This is a genomic window from Streptomyces barringtoniae (assembly GCF_020819595.1).
Classification (GTDB): Bacteria; Actinomycetota; Actinomycetes; order Streptomycetales; family Streptomycetaceae; genus Streptomyces; species Streptomyces barringtoniae.
The window spans coordinates 1-17524 of the sequence record NZ_JAJHNP010000039.1; the positions used below are offsets into that span (position 1 = coordinate 1).

A 17524-nucleotide genomic window follows, 5' to 3' on the forward strand; every position below is an offset into this window, starting at 1 on the left:
GGAGGAGACGGCGGCTCGGCGGGGTTCGCCGGTCTCCGGCCAGGGAACGGTGTCGGACAACAGTGAGACCGCGCCGGCCGACCAGTCGACATGGGGTGTCGGCTCGTCGATGTGGAGGGTCCTGGGGAGGACGCCGTGGTGCATCGCCTGGATCATCTTGATGATTCCGGCGACACCCGCGGCGGCCTGCGTGTGGCCGATGTTCGACTTGATGGAGCCGAGCAGGAGCGGCCGGTCCGCGGGCCGGTCCTGGCCGTAGGTGGCCAGCAGCGCCTGCGCCTCGATCGGGTCACCCAGCGTCGTACCCGTGCCGTGCGCCTCCACCGCGTCGACCTGGTCGGCCGACAGCCGGGCGTTGGTGAGTGCCTGGTGGATGACGCGCTGCTGCGACGGACCGTTCGGCGCCGTCAGGCCGTTGCTCGCACCGTCCTGGTTGACGGCGCTGCCGCGCACCACCGCCAGCACCGGGTGGCCGTTGCGCCGGGCGTCCGACAGCCGCTCCACCAGCAGCATGCCCACGCCCTCGCCCCAGCCGGTGCCGTCGGCGGCGGCCGCGAACGGCTTGCAGCGGCCGTCGGCGGCGAGGCCGCGCTGACGGCTGAACTCGGTGAAGGTGGCCGGGCTCGCCATGACCGTGACACCGCCGGCGAGTGCCAGATCGCACTCGCCGGCACGCAGCGCCTGCACCGCCATGTGCAGGGTGACCAGCGACGACGAGCACGCGGTGTCCACCGTCACCGCCGGGCCTTCGAGCCCGAAGGTGTAGGCGACGCGGCCGGAGGCGATGCTGCCGGAGCTTCCGGTGCCGAGGAAGCCCTCGACGCCTTCGGGAATCTCGTCCAGGCGGGCCGTGTAGTCGTGGTACATGACTCCGGCGAACACGGCCGTGCGGCTGCCGCGCAGCGATGTGAGGTCGACGCCCGCCCGCTCGAACGCCTCCCACGACGTCTCCAGCAGCAGCCGCTGCTGCGGGTCCATCGCCAGCGCCTCACGCGGCGAAATCCCGAAGAGGGCGGGGTCGAAGTGGCCGGCGTCGTAGAGGAATCCGCCTTCGCCGACGTAACTGGAGCCCGCCTTGTCGGGGTCGGCGTCGTAGAGGGAGTCGACGTCCCAGCCCCGGTCGGTGGGGAACGGCCCGATGGCATCGGTGCCGTTCAGGACCAGCTGCCACAGGTCCTCCGGGGTGCGGACACCTCCCGGATAGCGGCAGCTCATCGCCACGACGGCGATGGGTTCCTGGTTGCGCTCCTCGACCTCGCGCAGCCGCCGGCGGGCCTGACGCAGGTCGGCAGTGGCCCGCTTGAGGTAGTCGCGGAGCTTGTCCTCGTTCGCCATCGCGTCGGGTCCTTTCTCAGGACGAGCCGAGCTCGTCGTCGAGCAGGTCGAAAAGCTCGTCATCTGTGGCTGTTTCAAGATCGTTGTCTGGGTCGGCGGCGTCGTCCGCCGACCCCTGGGCGTCGTCCCACCTGGTCATCAGGGCCTGCAGGCGCATGGTGATCCGCGAGCGGGTGACGCTGTCCGATGCCGTCTCGCCGGAGCTCAGTCCGGCCAGTGCGGCTTCGAGGCGGTCGAGGTCGCCGAACACGGACGGGGCACCATCCGGCTGCGGGAGCCGCGTGCGGAGGTGACCGGCCAGGGCGCCGGGCGTGGGGTAGTCGAAGACCAGGGTGGCGGCGAGCCGCAGTCCGGTGGCCCCGCCCAGGCGGTTGCGCAGTTCCACGGCGGTCAGCGAGTCGAAGCCGAGTTCCTTGAAGGCGGCGTCCGGCTCGACCGCGGCAGCCTGCTGGTGTCCGAGCACGGCGGCCACCTGGGTGCGTACCAGATCGAGCAGGATCCGGTCCCGTTCGGCCGCAGACAATCCGGCGAGGCGTTCGGCGAAGGTCCGCGTGTCGGAGTCGCTCGTGGCCGCGGCCGTACGGCGCCGGGGGGCGCGGACCAGTCCGCGCATCAGCGGCGGCACTGTCTCGGCGCCCCCGCCGGCCGCGGCCGGCGGACGGCCGAGGTCGAGGCGGGCGGCCACCAGCAGCCCCTCCTCCAGCGCACCGGCCAGGTCGAACAGCGCCAGGCCTTCGTCGGTGCCGAGGGCGGACATGCTGCCCCTGCTGATCCGCTGCCGACCGACCTCGTCCAGCGTGGCCGCCATGCCGTCACCCTCGTCCCACAGCCCCCAGGCGACGGACACCGCCGGAAGACCCTGGGCACGGCGATGCAGGGCGAGTGCGTCGAGGAAGGTGTTCGCCGCCGCGTAGTTGGCCTGCCCGGGGTTGCCGAAGACGCCCGCGGCGGAGGAGAACAGCACGAACGCCGACAGGTCGTGGCCGCGGGTCAGCTCGTGCAGGTTCCAGGCGGCGTCCACCTTGGGCCGCATGACGCGCTCGAGGCGTTCGGAGGTGAGCGCTTCGACGACACCGTCGTCCAGCACGCCGGCGGAGTGCACGACGGCGGTGAGCGGATGCTCCTCCGGGATCGCGTCCAGGACGGCGGCCAGGGCCTCCCGGTCCGCCGTGTCACAGGCCGCCCAGGTCACCATGGCTCCCGTCTCGCCCAGCTCGGCGGCCAGTTCACGGGCACCGTCGGCCGCCGCGCCGCGCCGGCTGACCAGCAACAGGTGCCGCACTCCGTGCGCGGTGACGAGGTGCCGGGCCAGCAGGCCGCCGAGCGTTCCGGTGGCCCCGGTGATCAGCACCGTGCCCTCGGGGTCGAGATCCGGTCGCGGCCGGGCCGCGGTGGACGGGACCCTGGCGAGCCGCGGCACGTGGACCGAACCGGCGCGCACGGCGAGCTGTGCCTCGTCGGACGCTCCGGTCAGGACGCCGGCCAGCGCCTGGAGCGGGCCGTCCTCGCCGTCCAGGTCGAGCAGCAGGAACCGGCCCGGGTGTTCCGCCTGCGCCGACCGCACCAGTCCCCACAGGGCCGAGTGGACCAGGTCGTCGACGTCCTCGTCCGGGCCGGCGGCGACCGCGCCGCGCGTCACCAGGGCGAGCCGCGTGCCCGCCAACGGGCCGGAGGAGAAGCGGTCGTCGGCGAGCCACTCGTGGACCAGCCCGAGCACCGCGCCGGTCGCCTCGCGGGCCGCGGCGGCGACACCGGCGGTGCGGGCCAGGTCGGGTACGCAGGAGGAGAACACGATCTCCGGTGCCCGATCCCCGTCGGCGACGGCGTCGGCGAGCGCCCGCAGGTCGTCGTACGCGGCGACCTGTCCGCCGGCTCGCTGCAGGGCGGCGCCCAGCTTCAGGTCGTCGCCGCCCACGACGGCCCACCTCGGCAGGTCGTCCGCGGCGGGCACGTACGCCTCACCGGCTGCGGGCAGCGGCGTCCAGTCGAGGCGCCACAGGGCGTCATGGTGCCCCCGACCGGCGTGGTCGGCGACGAGCGGGCGCAGCACGAGCGAGTCCACCGAGGCGACCGGTGCCCCGGTCTCGTCGGCCAAGGTCAGGGAGACGGCGTCCGTACCGGCCGGCGACACCCGCACGCGCACCGCCGTCGCGCCCTCGGCATGCAGCCGTACGCCTTCCCAGGCGAACGGCAGCCGCGCCGTGCGAGGTTCGGCCGTGTCCTCGTCGGCCGGGAAGAAGTCGCCCAGCCCGATGGCGTGCAGTGCCGCGTCGAACAGCGCCGGGTGGAGCCCATAGGCACCGGCCTCGTCCCGCTGATCCCCGGCGAGCGCCACCTCGGCGAAGACTTCGCCGTCGGCCCGCCAGGCGGCGTGCAGACCCTGGAAGGCCGGGCCGTAGCCGAGTCCCAGGGCGGCGAGATCGTCGTACAGCCCGTCGACGTCGACGGTCTCGGCACCGGGTGGCGGCCACTCGGGCACCGCCGGCGCATTGGCAGGCTCCAGCGGGGCACCGGCCAGGACACCGGCGGCGTGCCGTGTCCACGGCTCGTCGGCGGACGCGTCCTGGGGGCGCGAATACAGACCGAGGGAGCGGTGTTCGGACTGGTCGGGCTCCCCTACGGTCAACCGCAGCTGGAGCGCGCCCCGTTCGGGCAGCACCATGGGAGCTTCGAGGACGAGCTGTTCGACCAGGTCGCAGCCCACCTGGTCCCCGGCGCGCACCGCCAGCTCGACGATCGCGGCGCCCGGCAGCAGCACGGCACCCGACACCATGTGCTCCGCGAGCCAGGGGTGCGTGTCGAGGGACAGCCGCCCGGTGAACACGAACCCTTCGCGGTCCGGCAGTTCCGCCGCGGCACCGAGCAACGGATGTCCGGCCGCCTCCAGCCCGGCCGACACCACATCACCCACCCAGCCCGCGGGCGCCTCCAGCCAGTAGCGCTGGTGCTGGAAGGCGTAGGTGGGCAGGTCGACGCGTCGGGCGCCGGTGCCTGCGTAGTAGGCCTGCCAGTCGACCGCGATGCCCCGGGTGTGGGCGTGCGCGAGGGCCGTGGTCAGGGTTTCCGGCTCCGGACGGCCCGCGCGGAGCACCGGTACGAACGCATGGTCCTCGCCGGTGACGCAGTCCTGGCCCATCGCCGAGAGCACACCGTCCGGGCCCAGCTCGACGAACGTGGTGACGTTCTGGGCTTCGAGCGTGCGGATGCCGTCGTGGAAACGGACCGCTTCACGGACGTGACGGACCCAGAAGTCGGGGCTGGTGAGCTCGTCCGCGGTTGCGAGAGTGCCGGTGAGGTTGGAGACGACCGGGATGCGCGGGGCCTCGTACGACAAGCCCTCGGCAACCGCGCGGAAGTCCTCCAGCATCGGGTCCATGTGCGGCGAGTGGAACGCGTGACTGACCGTCAGGCGACGGGTCTTTCGGCCCTGCTCCTCGAAGCGGGCCGCGATTCCCAGTACGGCGTCCTCGTCACCGGCGACGACCACGGAGGCCGGGCCGTTGACCGCCGCGATGCTCACGGCGTCGGTCAAGTAGGGGGTGACCTCGTCCTCGGTCGCCTGCACCGCCACCATCGCACCACCGGAGGGCAGCTCCTGCATCAACCGGCCGCGAGCCGCGACCAGCGTGCAGGCGTCCTCCAGCGACAGCACACCCGCACAATGAGCGGCCGCGATCTCGCCGATGGAGTGACCGGAGACGAAGTCCGGCCTGATGCCCCACGATTCGAGGAGCCGGAACAGCGCCACCTCCACCGCGAACAACGCGGGCTGCGTGTACGCCGTCTGATCCAGAACTCCGGACTCGTCGCCGAACACCACCTCGCGCAGCGGCAGTTCGAACCGTGCGAAGACCTCGTCCAGCGCCCGGGCGAACACGGGATGGGCGTCGTACAACTCCCGCCCCATCCCCAGCCGCTGACTGCCCTGACCGGTGAACAGGAACGCCGTCTTGCCCGCCACCACCGACCCGGTCACCAGGCCGGCCGCCGCGCCCCGTCCCTCGGCCAGAGCCTCAAGCCCCGCCAGCAGACCGTCACGGCCCTCCGCCACGACCACCGCACGCCGGTCGAACGCGGCCCTGTGGGCCGCGAGCGAGTAGCCGACGTCCACGGGGGCATACTCCTCGCCGGCGTCGAGCAGGTGGGCGCGCAGTCGTTCCGCCTGGGCCCCGAGCGCGTCCTCGGTCCGGCCGGAGAGCACCCACGGCACCACGGGCGGTGCCACCTCGGAAGCGGGCTCGTCCGTGGCCGCGGGCGGCTGCTCGATGATCGTGTGGGCGTTGGTGCCGCTGAAGCCGAACGAGGAGATGGCGGCCCGGCGCGGGCGGCCGGTCTCCGGCCAGTCCCGCGCCTCGGTCAGCAGCGACACCTCGCCCGCCGCCCAGTCCACGTGCGGCGTCGGCTCGTCCACGTGCAGGGTCCGCGGCAGCACACCGTGCCGCATCGCCATCACCATCTTGATGACGCCCGCCACGCCGGCTGCGGCCTGCGTGTGACCGATGTTCGACTTGATCGAGCCCAGCCACAACGGCCGATCCTCGGCACGCTCCTGCCCGTAGGTGGCGAGCAGCGCCTGCGCCTCGATCGGGTCACCCAGCGTCGTACCCGTACCGTGCGCCTCCACCGCGTCCACATCGGCGGCGGACAGCCCGGCACTCGCCAGCGCCTGCCGGATCACCCGCTGCTGCGACGGACCGTTCGGCGCCGTCAGACCATTGCTCGCACCGTCCTGGTTCACCGCCGAGCCACGGACCACCGCCAGCACCGGGTGACCGTTACGGCGGGCGTCCGACAGCCGCTCCACCAGCAGCACACCCGCGCCTTCGGACCAGCCGGTGCCGTCCGCGTCCGCGCCGAACGCCTTGCAGCGGCCGTCCGCGGCGAGCCCGCGCTGCCGGCTGAACTCCACGAAGGGCGCCGGTGTCGCCATCACCGTGACACCGCCCGCCAGTGCGAGCGAGCATTCACCGTTGCGCAGCGCCTGGACCGCCAGGTGCAGGGCGACCAGCGACGAGGAGCAGGCCGTGTCGACCGTGACGGCCGGACCCTCCAGGCCGAAGGTGTAGGCGAGCCGTCCGGAGACCACGCTGGCGGCGTTGCCCGTGCCCAGGAAGCCCTCGACTCCCTCGGGCAGGGCCGACAGCCGGGACGCGTAGTCGTGGTACATCACACCGGCGAACACGCCGGTCCGGCTGCCGCGCAGCGAGGCCGGGTCGATCCCGGCCCGCTCGAAGGCCTCCCAGGAGGTCTCCAGGAGCAGCCGCTGCTGCGGGTCCATCGCCACGGCTTCGCGCGGGCTGATCCCGAAGAACGCGGCGTCGAAGTGCGCGGCGTCGTCGACGAAGCCGCCGCGGAGGGTGTAGCTGGTGCCGGTGCGGTCGGGATCGGTGTGGTAGAGCGCGTCGAGGTCCCAGCCGCGGTCGTCGGGGAACTCCGCGATGGCGTCGTGGCCCTCCGTCACCAGGCGCCACAGGTCCTCGGGGGTGCGCACTCCGCCCGGGTACCGGCAGGCGAGTCCGACGATGGCGATGGGGTCGCCGTCGCCGGACGCGGTCGTCGCGGTGTCCGGCGTGGCCGTCGCGCGGGGGTCGGTGCCGAGGAGCTCGCCGTGCAGGAACTCGGCGAGGACCACGGGCGTCGGGTGGTCGAACACCAGGGTGGCGGGCAGCCGCAGTCCGGTGGCGGTGCCGATCCGGTTGCGCAGTTCGACCGCCGTCAGCGAGTCGAAGCCCAGCTCGCGGAAGGAGCGGTCCGTCTCGATCAGGTGTGCGGCGTCGTAGGCCAGCACGGCGGCGACCTGGGCTCGGACGAGGTCCAGCAGCACGCTGTGCCGTTCCTCTTCGGGCAGTCCGGTGAGCCGCTGGGCGAGCGAGCCTCCGCCGGGCCGTCCGGTGCTCTCCGTGCTGCGACGCGGGCGGGCCGGGACCAGGCCGCGCAGCAGCGGCGGTACGTCGTCCGCGTCCGCGCGTGCGCCCAGTGCGGCGGTGTCCAGCCGTATCGGAACGAGCAGCGGCTGCTCGCCCGGTGCGAGTGCGGCGTCGAGGAGGTCGAGTCCCTCCTCGGTGGTGAGGGCGGTGACACCGCCGCGGCTCATCCGGTCCAGGTCGGCCCGGTCCAACTCGCCGGTCATCGCGCCGGGTTCGGCCCACAGCCCCCAGGCCAGGGAGACGGCCGGGAGGCCCTGGGCGCGGCGGTGGTGGGCGAGGGCGTCGAGGAACGTGTTGGCGGCGGCGTAGTTCGCCTGCCCCGGGCTGCCGAACAGGCCGGCGGCCGAGGAGAACAGGACGAACGCCGACAGGTCGTGGTCGCGGGTGAGTTCGTGCAGGTTGAGGGCGGCGTCGGCCTTGGGGCGCAGGAGCCGTTCGACGCGTTCCGGGGTCAGCGATCCTACGGTCCCGTCGTCGAGTACTCCCGCGGAGTGGATCACCGCGGTGAGCGGATGTGCCGCGGGGACGGTGTCCAGCAGGGCGGCCAGCGCGTCCCGGTCGGCGGCGTCGCAGGCGACGAGCCGGACGGTGGCTGCGCCCGAGTCGCGCAGGTCGGCCAGGAGTTCTGTCGCCCCCTCGGCGTCGGTGCCGCGGCGGCTGGTCAGCAGCAGGTGCCGTACGCCGTGCTCGGCCACCAGGTGCCGGGCCACCAGGCGGCCCAGGGTGCCGGTGGCCCCGGTGAGCAGGACGGTGCCGTCCGGGTCGAGGCGGGAGGTGTCGGCCGTCGCGGTGGCGCGGGCCAGCCGGGGGGCCAGCAACCGGCCCTTGCGCAGGACCAGTTGCGGTTCGTCCGTGGTGAGGGCGGCGGGCAGTGCGGGGTGGGCGAGGTCGTCGGAGTCGATCAGCAGGAAACGGCCGGGGTGCTCCGTCTGGGCCGATCGCACCAGGCCCCATACGGCGGCGTGCGTCAGGTCGGTGACGTCCTCGCCGGGCCCGGCGGCCACCGCGCCCCGGGTGACGAAGGCGAGGCGGGACGCGGCGAACCGCTCGTCCGCCAGCCAGAGGTGGACGGCGGCGAGGGCCTCCACGGCAGCGCCGCGCACGGTTTCGGCGCGGTCGGTACCGGCGGGGGCGGGAGGGGTCAGGGGGAGGATCACGGTCTCCGGCGCGGGTGCGCCGGAGGCGATGTCGGCCGCCAGGGACGCGAGATCGGCGTGTACGGAGGCGTGGATGCCGAGGCTCCGCAGGTCGTCGTCGGCACCGACGACGGCCCGATCCCCGGTGGACGAGGCCGCCGGCACGGCGACGGGTGTCCAGTCCAGGCGGAACAGCGACCGGCGGTGACCGGCGCGGATGCCCTCGGCCGGGAGCGTCCGGAGCACCAGGGAGCCGACGGACGCGACCGGCCGTCCGGTGCCGTCGGCCACGTTGAGGGCGACGGCGTCCGGGCCGGCCTTCGTCAGCCGCACCCGCAGCGTGGAGGCACCCCCCGCGTGCAGGGTCACACCGCTCCAGGAGAACGGCAGCCGTGCCGTGCCGTCCGCGTCGTCGGCGGCGAGGGAACCGCCCAGTCCGACGGCGTGCAGCACCGCGTCCAGCAGCGCCGGGTGGACTCCGTAGTCGCCCGCCTGTGGCCGTTCGTCCTGCTCCAGTTCGACCTCGGCGAAGACGTCTTCACCCCGCACCCAGGCGGCCCGCAGCCCCTGGAACGCCGGGCCGTAGTGCAGCCCGGCGGCGGCCAGGTCCGCGTACCGTCCCTCCAGCGCGACGGGGGTGGCGTGCGGCGGGGGCCATGCCGCCAGGTCGAAGGAGGCCGCGTCGGCGCCGGTGGCCAGGGTGCCGTCGGCGTGCCGGGTCCACGGCTCCTCGGCGGCCGCGCTCTCCGGGCGGGAGTGCACGGTGACCCGCCGCCGGCCGGTGTCGTCCGGGGCGCCCAGCACGAGCTGCACGTGCACCGCGCCGTGCTCCGGCAGGATCAGCGGTGCTTCGAGGACGAGTTCCTCCAGCCGGTCGCAGCCGACCTGGCCGCCGGCGTGGGTGACGAGTTCGACGAACGCCGTGCCCGGCAGCAGCACCGAGCCCGACACGACATGGTCGGCGAGCCACGGGTGGGTGCGCGGCGACAGCCGGCCGGTGAACACCGTCCCGTCGTCGGCGGCGAGTTCCACCGTCGCGCCGAGCAGCGGGTGGCCGGCCGCCGCCAGTCCGAGCGCGGCCGGGTCGCCCCCGGCACGGCCGGCCGGCGACGGCCAGTACCTGCGGTGCTGGAAGGCGTAGGTGGGCAGATCGACGCGGTCGGCTCCGGTGCCCGCGAACACCGCCTCCCAGTCCGGCTGTGCGCCGTGCGTCTGGGCGAAGGCGAGTGCGGCCGTCAGGGTGCCGGTCTCCGGCCGGTCGCCGCGCAGGGTGGGGGCGCAGGCGGTGCCCTCGCCGGTGACGCACTCCTGTGCCAGCGCGGACAGCACGCCGTCGGGCCCGAGTTCGACGAAGGTGGTGACGCCCTCGTCCTCCAGGGCCCGGACGGCGGCGCAGAAGCGGACCGTCTCGCGGACGTGCCGCACCCAGTGGCCCGGCGTGCGGATCTCCTCCGCGGTGACGAGCGCACCGGTGAGGGTGGACACGACGGGGATGCGCGGGGCATGGAACGTCAGGCCTTCGGCGACCTCGCGGAAGGCGTCCAGCATGCCCTCCATGTGCGGGGAGTGGAAGGCGTGGCTGACCGTCAGCCGCTTGGTCTTGCGGCCTTGCTCCTCGAAGCGGGCGGCGATCTCCAGTACGGCGTCCTCGTCGCCGGAGACGACCACGGACGCGGGGCCGTTGACGGCGGCGATGCTCACGGCGTCGGTCAGGTACGGGGTGATCTCGTCCTCGGCGGCCTGGACGGCCACCATCGCGCCACCGGTGGGCAGTTCCTGCATCAGCCGGCCACGGGCGGCGACAAGAGTGCAGGCGTCCTCGAGCGACAGCACACCCGCGCAGTGGGCGGCCGCCAGCTCGCCGATGGAATGCCCGGCGAGGAAGTCGGGGGTGAGCCCCCACTCCTGGAGCTGGCGGAACAGTGCCACCTCCAGCGCGAACAGTCCGGCCTGGCTGTACGCCGTTCGGTCCAGGGGTGCGCGTTCGGTGCCGAACAGGACGTCCTTCAGCGGGTGTTCCAGGTGCCGGTCCAGCTCCGCGCAGACCGCGTCCAGGGCGTCCGCGAACGTGGGGTGGGCGTCGTAGAGCTCCCGGCCCATCCCCGGCCGCTGGCTTCCCTGGCCGGTGAACAGGAACGCGGTACGGCCGCCCGAGGCGGCACGGCCGCGCAGCAGGCCCGCCGCCGGTGTGCCGTCGGCCAGCGCGGTCAGGCCCGCGAGCAGAGTGTCCCGGTCGTTGCCGACGACGGCGGCACGGTGTGCCAACGCGGCGCGCCCGGCGGCCAGCGTGTATCCGACGTCGGCCGGCCGCAGACCGGGATGGGCGGCCAGGTGGCCGCGCAGCCGATCGGCCTGGGCGCGCAGGGCGTCCTCGGTCCCGCCCGACAGCGGCCAGATCAGGTCCGGTGCCCGGACGGGCTCCGGCTGGGGGTGTGCGCGCGCGACGGCCGCCGGGGCCTGCTCGATGATGGTGTGGGCGTTGGTGCCGCTGATGCCGAAGGACGAGACCGCGGCCCGGCGGGGCCGGCCGGTCTCGGGCCACGGGCGGGCCTCGGTCAGCAGTTCCACCGCGCCCGCCCGCCAGTCCACGTGCGGCGAGGGTTCGTCGACGTGCAGGGTCCGCGGCAGGACGCCGTGCCGCATCGCCATGACCATCTTGATGATCCCGGCGACACCCGCGGCGGCCTGCGTGTGACCGAAGTTGGACTTGACGGAACCCAGCCACAGCGGCCGGTCCTCGGCATGCTCCTGCCCGTAGGTGGCGAGCAGCGCCTGCGCCTCGATCGGGTCGCCCAGGGTGGTACCGGTGCCGTGAGCCTCGACCGCGTCGACGTCCGCGGCCGACAGCCGGGCGTTGGCCAGCGCCTGCCGGATCACCCGCTGCTGCGAAGGACCGTTCGGCGCGGTCAGTCCGTTGCTCGCACCGTCCTGGTTGATCGCCGTACCGCGGACCACCGCCAGCACGGGATGGCCGTTCTTACGGGCGTCCGACAGTCGCTCCACCAGTAGCAGGCCGACGCCCTCGGACCAGCCGGTGCCGTCCGCGCCCGCAGCGAACGCCTTGCAGCGGCCGTCCGCGGCGAGGCCGCGCTGCCGGCTGAAGCCGACGAAGGTGCCGGGCGTCGCCATGACGGTGACACCGCCGGCCAGGGCGAGCGTGCACTCGCCGGTGCGCAGCGCCTGGACGGCCAGGTGCAGGGCGACCAGCGACGACGAGCAGGCCGTGTCGACGGTGACCGCGGGGCCCTCCAGGCCGAAGGTGTAGGACACCCGGCCGGAGGCGATGCTGCCGGTGGCGCCCGAGCCGAGCGAGCCTTCGGCGACCCCGGGAGCCTGCTCCAGCAGCGAGGCGTAGTCGTGGTACATCACGCCGGCGAACACGCCGGTCCGGCTGCCGCGCAGGGACGCCGGGTCGATGCCCGCGCGTTCGAACGCCTCCCAGGCGGTCTCCAGCAGCAGCCGCTGCTGCGGGTCGGTGGCGAGAGCCTCGCGCGGGCTGATGCCGAAGAGCGCGGGGTCGAAGTCGCCCGCGTCGTGCAGGAATCCGCCCTCGCGGGTGTAACTGGTGCCGGGGTGGTCGGGGTCGGGGTGGTAGAGGCCCTCGACGTCCCAGCCCCGGTCGGCCGGGAAGGGGGTGATCCCGTCGAGGCCGGCGGCGACCGCCTGCCACAGGTCCTCGGGGGTACGGACCCCGCCCGGGTAACGGCAGCTCATCGCGACGATCGCGATGGGCTCGTGGTCGTCGGCGACCACCGCGGCGGCCGTCTCGGCCGTACGCGTGCCGACGATCTCGGTGTGCAGGTGCCGGGCGAGGACGGCGGAGGTGGGGTGGTCGAAGACCAGGGTGGCGGCGAGCCGCAGTCCGGTGGCCCCGCTCAGGCGGTTGCGCAGTTCCACTGCGGTCAGCGAGTCGAAGCCGAGTTCCTTGAAGGCCGCGTCGGGATCGACCGCGCGCGGGCTGTGGTGGCCGAGGGTCGCCGAGACATGCGTGCGCACCAGGTCCAGCAGAAGGCGTTCCTGCTCGGCCTCGCCGAGGCCGGCCAGGTCCTGCGCGAGCGAGGAGGCACCGGTGCCGGTGCCGTGGGTCTCGGCGGTCCGGCGGGCGGGGACCCGGACCAGGCCGCGCAGCAACGGCGGCACAGTGCCGGTGGCCGCGTCGGCGTGCAGCGCGGTCAGGTCGAGCCGGGCGGGAACCAGCAGGGCTTCGGAGGACGAGGCGGCCGCGTCCAGGAGTCGCAGGCCCTCGGCCGCGGGCAGGCCGCGCACCCCGCCGCGGTTCATCCGCTCGACGTCCGAGGCGTCCAGGCCGCCCGCCATGCCGCCGTCGGCGTCCCACAGCCCCCAGGCGAGCGACACCGCGGGCAGGCCCAGGGCGCGCCGGTGGTGGGCGAGGGCGTCCAGGAAGGTGTTGGCGGCGGCGTAGTTGGCCTGGCCGGGGCTGCCGAAGACGCCCGCGGCCGAGGAGAACAGCACGAACGACGACAGGTCCATCTCCTGTGTCAGCTCGTGCAGGTGGAGTGCCGCGTGCACCTTGGGGCGCAACACGCGCCCGAGCCGCTCGGTGGTCAGCGAGCCGACGACACCGTCGTCCAGCACCCCGGCGGTGTGCAGGACGGCGGTCAGCGGACGTGCCTGGGGAACGCCGGCGAGTACGGCCGCCAGTGCGGCGCGGTCGGCGACGTCGCAGGCGGCCCAGGTGACCTGGGCGCCCGCCTGCTCCAGTGCGGCGGTCAGCCCGGTCGCGCCGGCGCCGCCGCGGCGGCTGACGAGCAGCAGGTGGCGTACCCCGTGCTCGGCCACCAGGTGGCGGGCGACGAGGCCGCCCAGCGTGCCGGTGGCGCCGGTGACGAGGACGGTGCCGTCGGGGTCGTAGGGCCGCGTGCTCGGGTCGGTGACGGCCGCGCGGGCCAGCCGCGGTGCACGCAGCGCTCCCGCGCGCACGGCGATCTCCGGCTCGCCGCAGGCCAGGGCGGCCGGAAGCGCGGTGGAGGAACCGTCCAGGTCGACGAGGACGAAGCGCTCCGGGTGCTCCGACTGCGCCGAACGCACCAGCCCCCACAGGGCCGCGTGCGTCAGGTCGCCGGCCGTCTCGCCGCTGCCTGCGGCCACCGCGCCACGGGTGACGAAGACCAGCCGGGCGTCGGCGAACCGCTCGTCGGCCAGCCAGGACCGCAGCAGGCCCAGGGCGCGCCCGGTCGCCTCGGTCACCGCCTCGGCGCCGGTGTCCGCGCCCGGGGACGTGAACGTGGCCAGGACGGTGTCCGGCACGGTGGCCGAACCCGCGTCGAGGGCGGCTCGCAGGCCGTCCAGGTCCGCGTACCGGTCCGCCTCGGCGACCGGTACGGCCTCTCCGTCACCCAGTACGGCCCACCGGCCGGCGGGGATCACCGGGGGCACCGGGACGGCCGCCCACTCGATCCGGAAGAGCGACTCGTGGTGACCGGTGCGGACCTGCTCCGGCGACACCGTGCGCAGCGTCAGCTCGTCGACGCGGGCCACCGGCCGGCCGGCGGCGTCGGCGACGGTCACGGACACCACGTCCGGCCGCCCGGTGCCCGCCAGCCGCACGCGCGCGGCCGACGCGCCGACGGCCTGCAGCGACACTCCGCTCCAGGCGAACGGCAGCCGTCCCCGGCCGTCGTCGGCCACCACTCCACCGAGCCCGAGGGCGTGCAGCGCCGAGTCCAGCAGGGCCGGGTGCAGCCCGTAGGAGCCGGCCTGCGGCCGCTGGCCGTCACCCAGTTCGACCTCGGCGAAGATCTCCTCGCCGCGCCGCCAGGCGGCCCGGACGCCCTGGAAGTCGGGCCCGTACACCAGGCCGGCGTCGCTCAGCCCGTCGTACAGACCGTCGAGGGGCAGCGCGACCGCGCCCTCGGGGGGCCAGACCGTCAGGTCGGCGGCCCCGGTCGGCACGGTCCCCGTGGTCAGCACACCCGCGGCATGCCGGGTCCACGGCGCGTCGGCGGGCGCCTCCTCGGACCGCGCGTACACGGACAGCGAGCGCCGGCCCGACCCGTCCGGCGGGCCGACCCACAGCTGGATCTGGACCCCTGCCGTCGCGGGCAGGACCAGCGGCGCCTCGAGGGTGATCTCCTCCAGGTGGTCGCAGCCGACCTGGTCACCGGCGCGGAACGCCAGTTCCACGAAGGCCGATCCGGGCAGCAGCACCGAGCCCATGACCGTGTGGTCGGCGAGCCACGGGTGGGTGTCGAGCGCCAGCCGGCCGGTGTAGAGGAAGCCGTCGGTGTCGGCGAGGGCGACGGCCGCCCCCAGCAGCGGGTGGTCGGCCGCGCCGAGCCCGGCCGAGGTCACGTCCCCGAGCGGGTAGCCGCTGTCCAGCCAGTACCTCTCGCGCTGGAAGGCGTAGGTCGGCAGCTCGACCGGGTGCCCGCCGGCCCCGGCGTACACCTCGCTCCACGCGATCGGCACACCTCGCACGTGGGCCTGGGCCAGAGCGGCGGCCGCACTCTCCGCCTCCGCCCGTCCCTGGCGCAGCACGGGGACGAAGGCGTGGCCGTCCCCGGTGACGCAGTCCTGCGCCATCGCCGAGAGCACACCGTCCGGGCCGAGCTCGATGAACGTGGTGACGTTCTGGACCTCCAGCGCCCGGACTCCGTCGTGGAAACGGACCGCCTCACGGACATGACGGACCCAGAAGCCGGGGCTGGTGAGATCCTCGGCGGTCGCGAGCGCACCGGTGAGGGTCGAGACGACCGGGATACGCGGAGCCTCGTACGACAAGCCCTCGGCAACCGCGCGGAACGCCTCCAGCATCCCGTCCATGTGCGGGGAGTGGAACGCGTGGCTGACCGTCAGGCGCCTCGTCTTGCGGCCCTGCTCCTCGAAGCGGGCGGCGATCTCCAGTACGGCGTCCTCGTCACCGGCGACCACCACGGAGGTGGGACCGTTGACGGCCGCGATGCTCACCACGCCCGACAGGTACGGCGCGACCTCGTCCTCGGCGGCCTGGACGGCCACCATCGCACCACCGGACGGCAGCTCCTGCATCAGCCGGCCACGCGCAGCCACCAGCGTGCACGCGTCCTCCAGCGACAGCACACCCGCGCAGTGGGCGGCCGCGATCTCGCCGATGGAGTGACCGGAGACGAAGTCCGGCCTGATGCCCCACGATTCGAGGAGCCGGAACAGTGCCACCTCCACCGCGAACAGGGCGGGCTGTGTGTACGCCGTCTGGTCCAGAACTCCGGACTCGTCGCCGAACACCGCCTCGCGCAGCGGCAGTTCGAACCGTGCGAAGACCTCGTCCAGCGCCCGGGCGAACACGGGGTGGGCGTCGTACAACTCCCGGCCCATGCCCAGCCGCTGACTGCCCTGCCCGGTGAACAGGAACGCCGTCTTCCCTGCCCTGGCCCGGCCGTGGGCCACGTTCGGGCGGGGTCGGCCGGCCACCAGTGCGTCGAGTCCGGCGAGGAGTGTGTCGAGGTCGCGGCCGACGACGACCGCGCGGTGGTCGAAGGCCGCGCGGCCGGTCGCGAGGGTGCGGCCGATGTCGGCGACGGTCGTGCCGTGGTGCGCGGTCAGGTGGGCGCGGAGCCGTTCGGCCTGGGCGCGCAGTGCCTCGGGCGTCCTGGCCGACAGCGGCCACAGGTGCGGTACGGAACCGCCGTCCGGCCGGTCCTGTACGGCGCTGTCGTCGGGCCGGTCCTCGGGAGCCTGTTCGAGCACCGTGTGGGCGTTGGTGCCGCTGATGCCGAACGAGGAGACCGCGGCCCTGCGCGGACGGCCGGTCTCCGGCCAGGTGCGCGGCTCGGTGAGCAGGGAGACCGCGCCCGCCGACCAGTCGACGTTGCGGGTCGGCTCGTCGACGTGGAGGGTCCGGGGCAGCACGCCGTGCCGCATCGCCATGACCATCTTGATGATCCCGGCGACACCCGCGGCGGCCTGGGTGTGGCCGATGTTGGACTTGACGGAGCCCAGCCACAGCGGGCGGCCGTCCTCCCGGCCCTGCCCGTAGGTGGCGAGCAGCGCCTGCGCCTCGATCGGGTCGCCGAGCGTCGTGCCGGTGCCGTGCGCCTCCACGGCGTCGACGTGGGTGGGCGACAGCCGGGCGGCGGCCAGGGCCTGGCGGATGACGCGCTGCTGCGAGGGGCCGTTGGGTGCGGTCAGGCCGCTGCTCGCGCCGTCCTGGTTGACCGCGCTGCCGCGGACGAGGGCGAGCACCCGGTGGCCGTTGCGCTCGGCGTCGGACAGGCGCTCCAGGAGCAGCATGCCGGCGCCCTCGCCCCAGCCGGTGCCGTCGGCGGCGTCCGCGAAGGACTTGCAGCGGCCGTCGAGGGCGAGGCCGCGCTGACGGCTGAACTCGGTGAAGGTGCCGGGCGTCGACATGACGGTGACACCGCCGGCCAGGGCGAGCGTGCACTCGCCGGAGCGCAGCGCCTGCGCGGCCAGGTGGACGGCGACGAGCGAGGAGGAGCAGGCCGTGTCGATGGTGACGGCGGGGCCCTCGAGGCCGAAGGTGTAGGCCACCCGGCCCGAGGCGATGCTGCCGGAGCTGCCGTTGCCCAGGAAGCCCTCGACCTCCTCCGGCACGGCGAACAGGCGGGCTCCGTAGTCGTGGTACATCACGCCGGCGAACACGCCGGTGCGGCTGCCGCGCAGTGTCGTCGGGTCGATACCGGCCCGTTCGAACGCCTCCCAAGAGGTCTCCAGCAGCAGCCGCTGCTGCGGGTCCATCGCCAGCGCCTCGCGCGGCGAGATGCCGAAGAACGCCGGGTCGAACTCGGCCGCGTCGTGCAGGAAGCCGCCCTCGCGGACGTACTCCCTGGGCCGGCCGTCGGTGTCCGGGTCCGGGTCGAAGAGGACGTCGGTGTCCCAGCCGCGGTCGGCGGGGTAGGCGGAGACCGCGTCGCCGCCGTGGGCGACGAGCTCCCACAGGTCCTCGGGGGTGTGCACCCCTCCGGGGTATCGGCAGCTCATCGCCACGATGGCGATCGGCTCGGTGTCCCGCTCCTCCACCTCGCGCAGCCGTCGTCGGGCCTCGCGCAGATCGGTCGTCGCCCGCTTGAGGTAATCGAGGTACTTCTCCTCGTTCACCATGTACGCCGTCCCCGTGGTGAGAGTGGTGGGATGTGTGCGAGCCGGAAAGCGCGGGCTCGGTGCGCGTGG

The 17524-nt window shown here is 74.3% G+C and carries 2 protein-coding genes; both read right to left on the reverse strand.

The features are described from left to right. Positions 1-1335, reverse strand: a 1335-nt coding sequence (locus LMU33_RS39755) for a type I polyketide synthase (RefSeq protein WP_228626827.1), incomplete at its 3' end; no start/stop codon positions are given. Positions 1336-1351: 16 nt separating this feature from the next. Then, the gene (locus LMU33_RS39760) at positions 1352-17455 is read right to left on the reverse strand and encodes an SDR family NAD(P)-dependent oxidoreductase (protein ID WP_228626829.1); all 16104 of its coding nucleotides are present in this window, start codon (positions 17453-17455) and stop codon (positions 1352-1354) included. Between the last annotated feature and the right edge of the window lie 69 nt (positions 17456-17524).

Bases quoted from the DNA above. Each gene is read 5' to 3' on its own strand.
- LMU33_RS39760 (WP_228626829.1), bottom strand. From the start codon at position 17,455: ATGGTGAACGAGGAGAAGTACCTCGATTACCTCAAGCGGGCGACGACC.